At 54.6% G+C, this 14072-nt stretch carries 13 protein-coding genes and 1 tRNA gene; 3 read left to right on the top strand and 11 right to left on the bottom strand.

The window, feature by feature from the left end:
* Positions 1 to 4: 4 nt before the first annotated feature.
* On the bottom strand, positions 5 to 220 hold the full coding sequence (locus tag QQL54_RS04550; protein ID WP_284388056.1) for a putative signal transducing protein: 216 nt from the start codon (positions 218 to 220) through the stop codon (positions 5 to 7).
* Between the two features lie 117 nt (positions 221 to 337).
* Between QQL54_RS04550 and QQL54_RS04545 the strand changes: the two genes are divergently transcribed.
* A complete protein-coding gene (locus tag QQL54_RS04545; protein WP_284388054.1) occupies positions 338 to 1351 on the top strand; it encodes a polyprenyl synthetase family protein in 1014 nt (337 codons plus the stop codon).
* On the opposite strand, the gene QQL54_RS04540 is transcribed toward QQL54_RS04545, so the two are convergent.
* From QQL54_RS04540 to QQL54_RS04525, 4 genes are all read right to left on the bottom strand, one after another.
* Positions 1348 to 2406 carry a glycosyltransferase family 4 protein gene (locus QQL54_RS04540; protein WP_284388052.1) on the bottom strand — a complete coding sequence of 353 codons (1059 nt, stop codon included), beginning with the start codon at positions 2404 to 2406 and terminating at the stop codon, positions 1348 to 1350. The genes QQL54_RS04545 and QQL54_RS04540 overlap by 4 nt on opposite strands.
* Entirely contained in the window at positions 2403 to 3212 is an 810-nt protein-coding gene (locus tag QQL54_RS04535; protein WP_284388050.1) for a 4-(cytidine 5'-diphospho)-2-C-methyl-D-erythritol kinase, read from the bottom strand. Before QQL54_RS04535 ends, QQL54_RS04540 begins: the two co-directional genes overlap by 4 nt.
* A 12-nt stretch (positions 3213 to 3224) precedes the next feature.
* Positions 3225 to 4931 carry a tetratricopeptide repeat protein gene (locus QQL54_RS04530; RefSeq protein WP_284388047.1) on the bottom strand — a complete coding sequence of 569 codons (1707 nt, stop codon included), beginning with the start codon at positions 4929 to 4931 and terminating at the stop codon, positions 3225 to 3227.
* An 83-nt stretch (positions 4932 to 5014) separates the two neighbouring features.
* Complete coding sequence (locus QQL54_RS04525; protein WP_431355924.1) at positions 5015 to 6673, bottom strand: electron transfer flavoprotein-ubiquinone oxidoreductase; 1659 nt, start codon at positions 6671 to 6673, stop codon at positions 5015 to 5017.
* Between the two features lie 132 nt (positions 6674 to 6805).
* On the opposite strand from QQL54_RS04525, the gene rimK reads away from it, so the two are divergent.
* Both rimK and QQL54_RS04515 read left to right on the top strand, forming a co-directional pair.
* Positions 6806 to 8206, top strand: coding sequence for a 30S ribosomal protein S6--L-glutamate ligase (gene rimK, locus QQL54_RS04520; RefSeq protein WP_284388043.1), 1401 nt, complete (start codon positions 6806 to 6808; stop codon positions 8204 to 8206).
* Positions 8207 to 8266: 60 nt separating this feature from the next.
* Complete coding sequence (locus QQL54_RS04515) at positions 8267 to 8581, top strand: YggT family protein (protein WP_284388041.1); 315 nt, start codon at positions 8267 to 8269, stop codon at positions 8579 to 8581.
* A gap of 36 nt (positions 8582 to 8617) precedes the next feature.
* On the opposite strand, the gene QQL54_RS04510 is transcribed toward QQL54_RS04515, so the two are convergent.
* From QQL54_RS04510 to hemC, 6 genes are all read right to left on the bottom strand, one after another.
* The gene (locus QQL54_RS04510) at positions 8618 to 9895 is read right to left on the bottom strand and encodes a class I SAM-dependent methyltransferase (protein WP_284388039.1); all 1278 of its coding nucleotides are present in this window, start codon (positions 9893 to 9895) and stop codon (positions 8618 to 8620) included.
* A 147-nt stretch (positions 9896 to 10042) separates the two neighbouring features.
* A tRNA-Thr gene (locus tag QQL54_RS04505) sits at positions 10043 to 10118 on the bottom strand.
* Positions 10119 to 10179: 61 nt separating this feature from the next.
* A complete protein-coding gene (locus QQL54_RS04500) occupies positions 10180 to 11643 on the bottom strand; it encodes a heme biosynthesis HemY N-terminal domain-containing protein (protein ID WP_284388037.1) in 1464 nt (487 codons plus the stop codon).
* The gene (locus QQL54_RS04495) at positions 11640 to 12461 is read right to left on the bottom strand and encodes a GumC domain-containing protein (protein ID WP_284388035.1); all 822 of its coding nucleotides are present in this window, start codon (positions 12459 to 12461) and stop codon (positions 11640 to 11642) included. Before QQL54_RS04495 ends, QQL54_RS04500 begins: the two co-directional genes overlap by 4 nt.
* Positions 12462 to 12470: 9 nt before the next feature.
* Positions 12471 to 13127, bottom strand: coding sequence for a uroporphyrinogen-III synthase (locus tag QQL54_RS04490; RefSeq protein ID WP_284388033.1), 657 nt, complete (start codon positions 13125 to 13127; stop codon positions 12471 to 12473).
* Positions 13117 to 14040, bottom strand: a complete 924-nt coding sequence (gene hemC / locus QQL54_RS04485) for a hydroxymethylbilane synthase (RefSeq protein ID WP_284388031.1) — start codon at positions 14038 to 14040, stop codon at positions 13117 to 13119. The genes QQL54_RS04490 and hemC overlap by 11 nt, the downstream gene beginning before the upstream one ends.
* Positions 14041 to 14072 lie beyond the last annotated feature (32 nt).

The raw sequence follows: 14072 nt of genomic DNA, 5'->3' as shown, positions 1-14072 counted from the left end.
ACTATCAAGCCAGTTCTGCGCCAATCCCAGCATCAGTCAGGACTTGGCGCGCATCGTCCAAATCATCGGCCAGCACCATGACCCGCTTCGGGATCATAATTCCGGGCTCAAGCACGCTCATATTCTGGTCCATGACGAAACATTCGATCTCAGCATCGCGAAGCACTGCTTCAGCAAAAGAAATCGTGGCAGGGTTCGTTGTGATAATAAGCGCGATCATGGCCTATAGGTCGAACTGCCGCGGCATAATTGCAAGCTGTCATCCCACACCTCTTTGTCACTTGTGCGAGAGCGACCACGCACTTAACTAACGGGCACAATTGAAGGGTGTTACGATTTGACCGCTCCGGCTCAGATACAGCAAGATGATGCGCTTTCGCCAGCGCAGCAACTCTGGACGATCAGCGCGGACGATATGGGCGCCGTTGATGCGATCATCCTTGAACGGATGCATTCGCCTGTCGGCATGATCCCTGATCTCGCCCAGCATTTGGTTGGGGCGGGCGGCAAACGGTTGCGTCCCCTTCTGACCGTCGCGACGGCGCGTCTTTGCGGATATAAAGGTGAAGCCCATCACAAGCTGGCCGCGGCTGTTGAGTTTATCCACTCCGCGACGCTGCTGCATGATGATGTGGTCGACGAGTCTGACCTACGGCGCGGCAAAAAGCCCGCCAACCTAATTTGGGGCAATAGCGCATCAATCTTAGTTGGTGATTTCCTATTTGCCCGCGCGTTCAATCTGATGGTTGAAACCGGATCGATGGAGGCTCTCGGAATTCTGTCCAATGCGGCCTCCGTCATCGCTGAAGGCGAAGTCCAACAGCTCGCCAGCCTGCGCAATCTCGCCATGAGCGAAGCCGACTATATGGACGTCATTAAGGCGAAAACGGCGGCTTTGTTTGCAGCGGCGACCGAAGTCTCGCCTGTAATCGCTGGCTTAGACGACACGCGACGTGCGGCTCTGCGGGACTATGGTCTGAAGCTTGGCCTCGCCTTCCAACTGATCGACGATGCCCTAGATTATGGCGGACAACAGGCCGCCCTTGGCAAGTCTGTTGGTGACGATTTCCGCGAAGGCAAGATGACGCTGCCCGTAATCCGCGCATTGGCCAAGGCCGACGCAACAGAACGCGATTTCTGGCGTAAAGTCGTGGTGGATCGCGATCAAGATGATCTGGATCTGCAACGGGCCGTATCAATCCTGCGTAAATCTGGCGCGCTGGATGAGACCATTCAAATGGCGCGGCGCTTCTCTGTCGAAGCGATTGAGGCACTGGATATATTCGAAGAGTCGCCCCTACGGGACTGCCTGCAAAACTTGGCCGCCTATGTGGTGTCGCGCGCGTCCTAATCCGGGAGCGTTGCCGACCTGACGGCATAGAGACAGACGAACAGGCCGGACAGAAGCGCCAAACCCGACATCGACCCCAACGTCCCACGGCCATAAGCGTCATGGACGAGAACCCCCATCAGCGTGACCACGCCCGCATAGATGAGCGTAACCTCCACATGCCCGCCGCGTTTTCGTGCCCAGCGCTGATAAAGATGCGTATTGTGCGGGGCCATCATTGCGATGCCCTTCATCGGCTTTCTAATTAAAGTGATGAGGACATCAGTCAGCAGCGGCAAGATCAACAGCGGGCCGGCGTAGAGTAGACGTAACTCTGGTTGCTCATGAACTAAAAACAAAACTGCCCCTGCATAAAGAAACGCCGCACCTAACGCCCCACAATCGCCAGAAAACACGGTTGCCTTGCCGCGCAAATTATAGGGCAAAAAGCCGAATAGCGCCGCCGCTAAGGACCCGGAAATCAACGCTGTCACGGGCGCGCCAGCTTTGACCGCCAAGGCGCAGAGAGCGGTACTGGCGATGGCCAAACACGTCCCAAACATGCCGTTAATACCGTCCATGAAGTTGACAGCATTGCTGACCGTGAACAGCCATAGGATCGTTCCCGCCAAACCGGACCACCAGAGGAGATAGATGTGATCTCCACTAAACGGCAGCATGGTCACGGACCCAATTGCATTGGCCGCTAATGTCGAAATGACCAAAATCAGACCCATTTTAAACTTCGTCGGAAGGCCGTATCGGTCATCGACAAAGCCAAGAAAGGATATGGCAAAGGTCAGCGACAACAGCGTAGCCAACTTCTCCGCGCTACCGGGCTGAGTGATGATCCAATCCTGATGCAGGGTTGCCGCCAATAAAATGGCGGCGCCGATCCCTGCAATGACACCAAGACCGCCGCCGGTTGGTGTTACGCGCGAATGGCTCGACCGATGGTCCGGTATGTCGCCGAGACCACCGAGACGCGCAAAACCTGTCACAGCTAAGGACACGAAAAATGCCAATCCGAAAATCTGCAAGGCGACTAACGCATTGATGCTGATCGGCCCAATCATGCTGCCTCCCCCAACCACGTCGCAACACTCCACCAGCCGTTCGCGCTGAGTGTCTTCGCGCTGACTTCCGCAGCCTGCATCGTCTCAAACAGTCCAAAGCAGGTAGCTCCAGAGCCACTCATCCGCGCCAACTGACAGCCGGGCTGTTGGGATATTGCGTCCAACACGTCGCCGATGATCGGGGCTTCAAGAATCGAGGCTGCCTGAAGATCATTCATACCCGACCGAGCTCGATCTAGCAGAGATCCGTTTAACGCTGTTTTTGCCGGAACCGCAGGCGGCGAAAGCGCGTCATAATGCGCAAATATTCGCGCCGTCGACATAGCCACTCCAGGATTGACCAGCACCGCAGGCAATCGGCCTAGACCTGACAACGCTGTGACCACATCCCCGACGCCCTCCATCATCGCCGTTTGCGACAGACGACAGACTGGAACATCAGCACCAATCGCGCTGGCATCCACCAAACCTGCAGGGTCAAAGGTGCGCAGAACGGCGGCAGCATTGGCTGACCCGCCACCAAGACCCGAGGATAAGGGAAGGTTTTTGGTCAACCGGACCGCCTGAGATCGGGCGTCACAAAGGTCTAGCGCCCTCACGATTAAGTTATCTGATCCCGGCGTTAGGTCATGCCCGAACGGGCCATCTATGGTTAGAGACGGATGGTCCGAGGGTTCGAATTGAATCTGGTCACCATAATCCGCGAAGACAACAAGGCTTTCAATAGGATGATATCCCGCCCATGCCCCTACCGCCATTGGGGCGCCAACATGCAGCGTCAGATTGATCTTGGCGCGGCACAGCATAGCGCTAGCCCCTTATTGCGCAGGAATGGCGTCAGGCCCGCTATCAAGCTTCAATTGGATCGCGATCGCTTCTTCCTCTGTCGCGTCATATTCTAGCGCACGTTGCCACTGATAGGTTGCTTCGCGCTTGCGGCCCAATTTCCAATAGGCATCGCCTAAATGATCAATAATCGTCGCCGAATATGGGGTTAGCACGACCGCTTGTTCGAGATATTTTTTGGCATCATCATACTGGCCGAGTTTGTAATGAGCCCAGCCAAGACTATCGATGATCGCCCCGGAATCCGGTTCGAGTTCGACCGCCCGTTCGATCAGTTCAAATCCTCGTGTGAGGTTCTCACCGCGATCAACCCACGTATAGCCAAGGTAGTTGAGCGTATCGGCGTCATCGGGTTGATAATCGAGCACTCGTAGAAAGTCCGCCTCCGCGTCAGGCCACATACCCAGCCGTTCATAAATAATACCACGTAGGCGCAGCGGCTCTGGGTTCGCCTTCAGGTCATCGTCAGACAGGCTCTCAACAAGCTGCGTGTAGAATGGCAGCGCCTCTTTCCAATTCTCCCGGAAGAACCGCGCACGACCTAAGGCCTCGCGGGTGAAATAGGACGGATGGCTCATCGCGAGCGATTGAAGAATTTGCAGCGCAGGCTCATCAATTTTCTGATCAAAAAGCTGGTTCGCTTCCCCCAAGCGCGCATTCACAAAATAAGGGCTGTCTTCATCCACTGACTGATACAAGGCGACCACTTCTGCACGGGTGACATCGTCCATCACCGGATGCGTCTCCTCCAATAAGCCTGCGAGCCAGACCGCCGCGCGATCGAAATCTGGATCCACCCAGCGCGCAAAGCGTAGAAATGTTTCCCCGCCTTCTGTAGAATTATTACGCACGAAGAAGGCGAAAGATGGCTCCGTCAAAGCCCTTGCCGCTTCAGCCCGAACAGACAATTTGGGCAGTCGCTTGCCCGTCTTTAAACGATCAAGATAAGACCCCACCGGACCAATATCGGCGGCAGGGTTATCATCGATCATCGCCTGCAGACGCGCTTGGGCTTCGGCCGGCATTTTATTGGCCGCCTCAAACCGGGCCCGCGCTAATCCATATTCCAAGGGTGCGAGGCCGCTATCTTCGACCGCATCAAAAGCCGCTTGAGCGGCTTCAATATTGCCCAATCGTCCTTCTAACTTTGCCAATTGGAGTTGCCCCAGATGAGTGAAATAGGTCGCACCGCCCATTTCAGAAAAAACCTTACGCGCCGCCTCATGCTTACCTTCATCGACCAAGGTCCAACCCAGAACGATGTTCATCGCGATGCCCATGGTAATATCTGCGGTCGGCTCTGTCGCATATTTACGGACTCGGGCGGTACGACCTTTGGCAAAGGCATCGACACTTAAAACAGCGCGAGACATGCTCTCCGATTTGTCTTGGCGGTAAAGACGCTCAGCCGTGTCACGTGCTAGCTTTCGATCCCCGGAAAAAAGAGCCGAATAGACAGCCAAGCGACCCAAACGATTATCCGTCGGTGCGAGGCTGAATGCATCTTGAAAGAATTGCGACTGGGCCTTGGGATCATTCAGATAGCGCGCATAGCTCCCGGACAAATAATCGCCCAGCATCCGCGCGCGTTCGCCCTCGAAGGCAGTTTCAGCGGCAAAGGATGAACCGATAGGGATCAGAGCGAAAGCAGCCGAAAGGCAGAAAGAACGAAACATCATGCACGGCCTCTAACAGGATGGCTTGGGCCCGGACAGACCCAACGCCTTAACAATTCGGTCAGATTGCACCGACAACGGGCGGTTTACATGCCCGCATAATTCGGCCCGCCGCCGCCCTCTGGAACCGTCCAGAGAATATTCTCAGACGGATCCTTGATGTCGCAAGTTTTGCAGTGAATGCAATTCTGGGCATTGATGACGAACGCGGGCTGTTTGCCATCTTCAACCACGACCTCATAAACGCCTGCCGGACAGTAACGCTGCGCCGGCTCGTTATAAATCGGCAGATTGACGTCGATCGGAATGCTCTGGTCAATTAGCTTCAAATGGCTCGGTTGATTTTCGCCATGATAGGTGTTGGTGAAGCTAACATTTGTTAGGCGATCAAAGGACAGAACCCCGTCAGGCTTCGGATAGTCAATCAGCTTGTGATTGGCCGCCTTGTCGGTCGACTTGGCGTCATTTTTCTTATGAGGCAGAGTCCCGAACGGGCTGAACTTGAACAGGGTTTGCAGCCACATATCAAGGCCGCCCATTAACATCCCACCCAAGAAAGGTCCGAACCGACCGTTCAGAGCCGCGACGTTGCGAACCGGGCGAAGATCCGCACCGATTTCGCCGTCATGAATTTCTTGATCATAATCAGATAATGTGTCCGCAGAGCGCCCGGCTTTCAAAGCCCGGTTGGCCGCTTCCGCCGCCGCGACACCTGAAAGCATCGCATTATGATTGCCCTTAATGCGCGGCAAGTTCACGAGGCCGACCGAACAGCCGAGCAGCGCGCCGCCTGGGAATGCCGCTTGAGGGATGGATTGATACCCACCCTTAGTCACAACGCGCGCGCCATAGGAGATGCGTTTGCCGCCTTCGAGTACGGCAGCCACGTCCGGATGATGCTTCCACCGTTGGAATTCCATATAGGGATAGACGTTGGGGTTTTCGTAGTTGAGGTCGACGATCATGCCGAGGAAAACTTGATTGTTTTCGGCATGGTACAAGAAAGATCCGCCGCCTCGCTTCATACCTAACGGCCAGCCAGTCGAGTGGTAGACTTTACCGGCTTGGTGGTGCTCTGGTTTAACTTCCCAGATTTCTTTCATGCCAAGACCGAACTTTTGTGGGTTGGCCCCGTCTCTGAGGTTGTAGGTTTTCATGGCGATTTGAGAGAGCGATCCGCGAGCACCTTCCGCGAGGAAAACATATTTGCCGTGCAATTCCATGCCCGGTTCATAGTTCGGCCCTTTGGACCCGTCTTTTTCATAGCCGAATTCACCAGCAACGACGCCCTTTAGGCTGCCATCTTCGCGGTAGATGAGTTGCGAGCATGACATGCCCGGGAAGATTTCAACCCCGAGCGCTTCAGCTTGTTCGCCCATCCAGCGCGCCACTGCGCCCATCGATACGACATATTTGCCGTGATTACTCATGAGCGGCGGCATGATGAAATTAGGCAAGCGCAGTGAACCTGCCTTACCGAGAACGGCAAGATGATCCGACGTTACTTCCTGTTTGACGGGGCAAGAGGCATCATTGCGGAAATCCGGGAACAGCTTTTCGAGCCCAATCGGGTCGAGCACTGCGCCCGAGAGAATATGCGCCCCGACTTCCGACCCTTTTTCCAACAAAACGACTGATGTGTCTGGGTTCAGTTGCTTTAACCGAATGGCCGCTGACAAACCTGCGGGTCCCGCGCCAACGATCACAACATCATAGTCCATGCTTTCGCGCACAATTGGATCGATTTCGTCGTTTGGTTCGTTACTATCCATGAACAGGTATTTCCCGTGTAATTTTTGTTTCGACACTCGCCACAGGGACTACTGCGTAATAGGGCGCGCTACAAGTATCGCGATGCCGCATCAGGAAGAACCTTCATGACGAATGAAACCATCCTACCGCCAAAATTTCCATTGGGGTGGGAAGAATGGGTGGCGTTGCCGGACTTGGGGCTGCCCGCCATCAAGGCAAAGGTCGATACGGGCGCAAAAACGTCAGCGCTCCATGCCGTTCGAGTCGAGCCGTTTGGGTCTGAAGCCAAACCACAAGTCCGCTTCATCATGCACCCGGACCCCAGTGATCCATCGATTGAGGTCGTGTGTTCCGCGCGCGTTAAGGACAAGCGCGCGGTGACCTCTTCCAACGGGCACACTGAACTTCGTTATGTGATCGAAGCCATGGCTAAGATCGGTGAAAAAACCCAACTCATTGAAATCAGCCTGACCAATCGCGAGACAATGGGCTACCGGATGCTACTCGGTCGGTCTGCGATCCAAGACGACATGAGTGTCCGACCGACAGAAAGCTTTTTGCAGGAGCAACTTTCTTATTCTGTCTATAAGAAACGTCGGAAATCTGCTGTTCAGCAGCGTCCTTTACGCATCGGCATTCTGACACAAAGCCCTTCCAATTACTCCAACACTCGGATGATCGAAGCCGCCGAATCCCGGGGCCACACAATCGAGACGATCTACACTTCGCGATGCTATATGGCGATCAACGGGCACAAACCTGAGGTCCATTACAGAGGCAAACCGCTCGACCGGTATGATGCTATTATTCCCCGGATTGGCGCCTCTCTGACCTTTTACGGCATGGCCGTAGTGCGGCAGTTTGAGGCGATGGGCGTTTACGTTCTGAATACGGCAGACAGTATCGGAAAATCGCGCGACAAATTGTTGGCACACCAGCTTTTGGCTCAACACGGTCTTGGCATGCCAACGACAGCTTTTGCAAAGAGCGCACGCGATACTAAAGATATTCTCGACCTAGTCGGTGGCAGTCCCGCTGTCGTGAAACTCCTTGAATCGACACAAGGGCGCGGCGTTGTCCTTGCTGAAACGCGAAAATCCGCGTCCGCACTCATCGACGCGTTTCGCGGGCTGAACGCACATTTTCTGGTTCAGGAATTTGTCAAAGAAGCTGCAGGCAGCGATATTCGGGCCTTTGTGGTCAATGGAAAGGTTGTCGGATCCATGATGCGCACAGCCGCAGAGGGTGATTTCCGATCCAATGTCCACCAAGGCGGATCGGTCAAGACGGTCAAACTCTCAAAGGAGGAACGCCGCGCCGCGATACGGGCTGCGAAGATACTTCGCCTTGATGTCTCAGGCGTTGATATTTTACGATCTGATTCTGGTCCGAAAATCCTAGAGGTCAATTCCTCACCCGGCCTAGAGGGCATCGAAAAAGCGACGGGCAAGGACATTGCTGGCGCCGTCATCGAATGTATCGAAGCGAATGTCCCGACGATCTACCGGGTCGGGCAGAAGGGTTGATCTTCAGCGGAGCGTGATTGCACGCTTGCGAGACCGACCCATGGTGGCTAGTTCGACCTTATGACCTTCGCACAATCCATTCTTATGATCATTTCGATGATCCTGAGCTTCATGACCTTCGTGATTTTCATCGAAGTCGTCATGTCTTGGCTGTTCATGTTCGGTATTTTGAATATGCGCGGACAAATCGCGCCGCAGATTTATCACGGTATTCGGACGATCACCGGCCCAATTCTTCAACCTTTCCGAGATTTGCAGAACAAACTTCTACCCAATCTAGGTACGTTTGATCTGTCGCCGATCTTAGCCCTGATCGCGATTTGGTGGGTTCAGAACTATTTGATCAACTCACTACTGATGCAAGCGTTCGCCTAAGAGACTCCGTCTGCAGATATCAGAGGGGCGACGGCCCTACGATCGACTCTCTGTCTTTCGTAGCCATAACCCCGCGCTGTCTGACGTCGCGTATCCCGGAATATCCTTATTCGCCTGCTCGGTGCATTGCATCGCGAAATAGTCATTGAAGAACATGATCTCATAATCGGTTTGATTCATGAGGAAGAGCTGTAGCGCATAGACCTCGTTCCAAGATCTGGGTGGGTTTTTGATCCATAGCTCTCGATATTCGAATGGCCAGAAAATATCGTGAAAGTGAATGATCACACCCGGCGCTAAACGAGGCAAAATTTCTGTCAGTTCCCACAGCACATCCGAGTGTGTTTTAAGAATGTGAGTTGAGTCGATGAAGAGGATATCGCCCGCCCCGAGCTGTTCGAACACATCCAGGTCAACGTCCTGAACATTTTTCGCAATGATCGAGACATTATCCTGATCCTCATCGACGAGGGTTCTCACCAGCTCCGGATATGGGTCGATGAAGGTAATGTCGGGATGGTGCTCGAAAAATCTATCGACGGTGTCTAGCAGTAGAGCCGATGAGTAACCCGATCCAACTTCGATGACCTTTTTCGGCTTAAGTTTCTGCAGGAGCCCAAAGTAAACGGCGGCATCGCCAAAGTTGAAAGCGGGGTTGTTGAAATAGTACCGGAAGTCATCCGTTTTATCTTTCGGAAACGGTAGAGTTTTCATGAAGGGAACCAGCGCGTTCCACATCTCAATCATTGCGGCTTTATCGATTTCAATATCATTGACCGACGGCGTGGCCATCGTTTTGAGATCTTCAAACGGCAAACTCTTCACATCAACGACCGGACTGTAAAAGTGGCCAGGATTAACGAACAAGTTCTTCATTGAGTTGACCCGTTCTTCAAATCTTTCAGATTTGAAGATGTCATCAAAGGCCCCAAGAGGGCTCCTACTCTCATTCATTTTTCGGACGCGATACTGAACATCCTCGTCGGTCACACCATGTCCCAGCATCAATTCCAGCAATTGCGATAGACGGTGTAGATCGGTCTTACCCGCGTCTTTTTTCTGTCGGATGTCCGACAGTCGACTTTGCACTCTCCCAGACTCCAGCAATTCATTCATCAAAGACTCTAGAGGTCGATCTGAATCCTTTTGGTTCTGGTAATACTCGCTCACCTCTTGTTCTGGTGAGACACCCAAAATGAGGGTCAGCAGAGCGTCGAGATCATAGTCTTCACGGATAATCTCAACCGGATTTTCCCGAGATGTTCGTCCAAACAATTTCTTGGAAGCTCGCTTGAAGATCGATTTGTCGGTCATAAGTCTAGCGTTGCCAAGTCTTTGAAGTGATAGATCTAAAGCGCGCGATAGGCCTAATGCAGCGCAACAGCTTTGCAACATTTTATCGAAATTATGAGCCCAGAAACCGGCACGATTAGTTCGAAATGAAATATCGATGAGCCAGACTGGTGCCGCATGGGTGACTTGAACACCCGACCCCCACATTACGAATGTGATGCTCTACCAGCTGAGCTAATGCGGCACGCGCGCTCTGGCGAGGCGGTGATATAGCGACGGCTCTGGCCCGTATCAACTAGGATTCATCAGTCTTTTGAGGGCTCATCCTCACCGTCCAAAAGATCGTCAAAGCGCTGCGCGAGGTCAGGGTCGGCGTCGATTTCTGGTGCGACGAGACGAAGGGGTTCGGTATTGGGTTCTGGTGTCGGGCGACGCACAGACTCTTGTCGCTCTGCGCGCGGGTGGACCAACGCGCCCGTGTCCCCATAGGAGAACACCAATCGCCGCCAATCTTGTGGCTCATAGGCGAATCCGGGGCCTTCAGGGTCAAGGTCTGACCAATCTAGTTCATGCGGGGCGGTCGCAGCCCGTTCCGTCCAGAGACGGGCATCCGCTTCATTGTCCAAATCACGTTCTGCCTGTGCCGCAAGCAAACATAACCGTGCCGTCGGCTCATCCTCGCTTAACAGCGGAGACAGAAGCGAGAGTGCGTCGACGGGACGTTTTGCGCGCAAGTGATGATCAATCATCAGCAGTTCGGCTTCGCGATGCTCAGGATCAGAGGCGATAAACCGTTTTAGACGGCTGCCCTGGGTGTCGACACTTTCACCGGGATAAAGATCGAGATAAGCAATCGCGATCGCGGGATGCGGCGCGCTTTTCCACGCTCGCTCCAGCAGCGAAGCCGCTTTCTTCTGGCCGCCAGTCGCCGTCAGTTCATACGCAGCAATTGCAGCGGCCGGTGCGAAGTCTGGAGCGTCCTTCAAGGCAGACTGTGCCAATTCGAGTGATTTATCGTGCTGACCGTGGTCCATCCAGTAATCCGCTTCCGCTGAAAGCAGGACAGCGCGGCGTCGGCTGAAGACATCTCCCGTAATATGTTTCGCGGCGCGACCTTTTTCCAGCACATCACGAGCTTCGGTCCAGCGATAATCAGCGACGAGCGCCTTAAACAGAGTGTCAAAGGCCCATCGCGCTTGCACATTCTGGTCAAACGCTTCCCGCGCCGCCTCGACTGCGCCCGGTAGGTCGCCCGTCGCGAGTTTTGCCTGTGCCAAGCCTCGTTGCGCGGTTGGTCGTGTCTTTGGACTATCCAGCATGGCAGAGTAATGTTCGACGGCCGCATCGCTATCACCACAAGCTTCAGCCGCCGTAGCGCTGATGATATGGCCGAGATCAGTTGAGCCCGCCAAGTCACGCACGCGCGCTGATGCTTTACGAGCCCGGTCTATATCGCCCTCGGCCCCGGCAATCAGCGCCTCTTCCATCGCGTCAATGGCGCGATTGCGCTTGCGCATGCCCACGCCAGACTTAAGCCGTCGCGGTAAACGCCAGATCCACAGCAAAATCGACCAGAGCGCGATCGTGCCGACCATAAGCGCCGTACCAAATAGGATCACGGCTTGGAATGTCATTTCAATGGGAGGAAACGCCAACAGGCCATCTTGGGCCGATGAGGTTATGATCAGTGCTGCATTATCTCCAACGAAAAGAAGCGCGCCCGCCAGCAGAGCAATGAAGACCAAAAGCGCAATTAGATATTTGCTCATTGGACCGCGTCCTCCATGTCAGCGCGCCAACCGCGCGCGAGCGTGCGCAGTTGTGATGGCAATTGGTCGAATGTTTTCAACGCCGCGCGGGGGCGACCGTCGGCAAGATCGCGTTCTATCGAAGCGATCAACAGCTCTGGATCTTCACTACCCCGAACTTTGACATGCTGAGAGAAAACGCGTCGGATCAGGCCGCCACCTGACAATTGCGTTGCACCATCGCGCAACACATTCGCAGGAAAGCGCGGCAAAGAGCTAGGATCGACATAAGGTTCGGACGGCGCTTCAGCTTCAACGACGCTCGTTACTGACAACGATGTGTCTGCCAATAGAGAGACTTGTTCCGCCTGGTCTTGTAGCTGCGTTTCCAAGACTGTGACTCTGTCCTCAAGCGCCGACAAGTCCTGCATTTCTGCTGGAATTTCAGGTAATTCGAACCCCCTCGCCTGCAAAGCCTCCATGCGCTCAACGATCTCTTGGCTCAAGGGTTCGACCGTGGGTCGGGCTTCAAGCGCGAGAATTCGTCGATTGAGCGGAGATAGATCAACTTTCGGAATGACAGGGGCCGGACGATTTCGCAATTCTACCAGTTCGCTTTTCAACGCAGCCATTTCTGCCTGTACGGGCGCCGGGTCAAATGGAGTGGGCCGGATGAACCAGCTCGCTGCAAACGCGGTCGCGAATCCCAGCAAAGCTCCGCCTAAGAGGGCGAAAGGCCAGCGCGGTCGACGGTCAGTTACATAGACGTCGTTCATCGCCGGATCATCAGAATCCAACACGTCAGGCTCAAGGATCAAGATTTCATCAGAGTCGGTCACGTCCCTATCCTAAACCTCTGCGGGTCGGCTGCAAGCGATCAGCGCGGCCTCGGTTGGACGTTCAGCAATCCGGGTTTTCAGGCGCCCTAATGGCGCAGCCACGTTCGGGCTCAAACAGTAAGCCGTTAGGTTCGACAGGTCACGCTTAGGGAGCGTCATCAGCGTGCTAGAAGCCATAGGAGAGTAAAGTGCCACCGCTTCGATTTGTTCCAAATCTACTGGCCAATTTGTTACCGAGTTCGTGGTGTAAACGATCTGGCGACGCGCTCGCATACCACGCTCTGTGAGAGTCTCGACAACGGCACCTCTAATTGTCTCTCCTGACATGTGGACAATAGGGTTTTCTGTTATTTCAATAGCTTGAACCAATGACTTCCAGTCTCCACCTGCGGAAACGATATGGCTGAACCCGTACTCCCGCGCGACACATGCAGTCGCATCGCCCACCGTATAAATAAGACGCCCGTGCCCTTTGATCCCGCAATGCCGCACACCGTGAGCTGACGTAAATATGAGAGTCGCCTGATCAGAAATCGCTTCTGTTTGAGGGATGGGATGAACCGTCAGTAGCGGCGCAATCACTGGCTCGAACCCTGCCTCGCGCCACGCGTCTGCGCTGCGCTGGGCCGCAGGCTCCGTTCGCGTAATCCATATCCTAGTCGTCAAAAGTAATCCGTCCGTCGATTTCGATTCTTAACGTTTCACCCATTGCGAAACCAAAATCATAGGCGTCACCCACCGATATGACGTCCTTGGCGTCGACACAGGCAAAGCGCAGACTCCCATCCTTAGCCAACACCTCCCCGCGAAACCCTAATTTGCTTCCAGTGAATTCAGCGAGCGCAGCAATCGGCGTTCTGCAAGAACCATCCAAAGCTCTGAGAAAAGCGCGTTCCGCGGTGATCGACATCTCAGCGGCCTTATCATTCAACCCCGAGAGTGTTTCGCGCAGCTGCACCTCGTCCCGACGCGTCTCAACCCCGACAACGCCCTGTGCGGGCGCCGGCAACATGAGTTCCGTTGGCACAGCCTGAGTAATCCGGTCGCCCGCGCCCAGACGGTTGAGCCCTGCCACAGCCAAAAAGGTGGCATCACAGACACCGGCTTCGAGCTTTTTGAGGCGCGTTTGCACATTGCCGCGCAGCAGGCAGAATTGGACATCCGGACGCAGAGTAGCCAGCTGTGCCCGACGGCGCAGACTAGCAGACCCAATCATCGCCCCGGCGGGCAAGTCATCAATCGACGCGTGTTTGACCGAGATGAAGGCGTCACGTGGGTCTTCGCGCGGCAAGAGCGCCGGAATGATCAATCGTTCATGACCGACCGTTGGGACATCCTTCATCGAATGGACCGCTAAATCGATGCGGCCATCCAGCAACGCCTCTTCCAACTCCCGTGTAAAAAGACCCTTCCCGCCGAAATCCTTGAGTTCACCTTTGATCTGATCACCGGATGTTTTGAGGATTCGAATCTGCCAATCCGTGTCCGGATCACGCTCAACCAGCAGGCTTTGAACCCAACGGGCTTGATAAAGTGCGAGCGGGCTGCCGCGCGTGCCGATGTGGCGGGTCTGTTGCAAGCGGTCCGAGCCTCCCTTAGGTGAGCGGCGTG

The organism is Algimonas ampicilliniresistens, from assembly GCF_030159955.1.
In the GTDB taxonomy this organism is placed as follows: domain Bacteria; phylum Pseudomonadota; class Alphaproteobacteria; order Caulobacterales; family Maricaulaceae; genus Litorimonas; species Litorimonas ampicilliniresistens.
The sequence above is the reverse complement of the archived record's forward strand: the minus strand, read 5'-3'. Positions and strand labels throughout refer to the sequence as shown.

Coding starts and splice junctions, on each gene's coding strand:
- QQL54_RS04510 (WP_284388039.1), bottom strand. CDS start 9,895: ATGACCGACAAATCGATCTTCAAGCGAGCTTCCAAGAAATTGTTTGGA.
- QQL54_RS04550 (WP_284388056.1), bottom strand. CDS start 220: ATGATCGCGCTTATTATCACAACGAACCCTGCCACGATTTCTTTTGCT.
- rimK (WP_284388043.1), top strand. CDS start 6,806: ATGACGAATGAAACCATCCTACCGCCAAAATTTCCATTGGGGTGGGAA.
- QQL54_RS04500 (WP_284388037.1), bottom strand. CDS start 11,643: ATGAGCAAATATCTAATTGCGCTTTTGGTCTTCATTGCTCTGCTGGCG.
- QQL54_RS04535 (WP_284388050.1), bottom strand. CDS start 3,212: ATGCTGTGCCGCGCCAAGATCAATCTGACGCTGCATGTTGGCGCCCCA.
- QQL54_RS04515 (WP_284388041.1), top strand. CDS start 8,267: ATGACCTTCGCACAATCCATTCTTATGATCATTTCGATGATCCTGAGC.
- QQL54_RS04530 (WP_284388047.1), bottom strand. CDS start 4,931: ATGATGTTTCGTTCTTTCTGCCTTTCGGCTGCTTTCGCTCTGATCCCT.
- QQL54_RS04540 (WP_284388052.1), bottom strand. CDS start 2,406: ATGATTGGGCCGATCAGCATCAATGCGTTAGTCGCCTTGCAGATTTTC.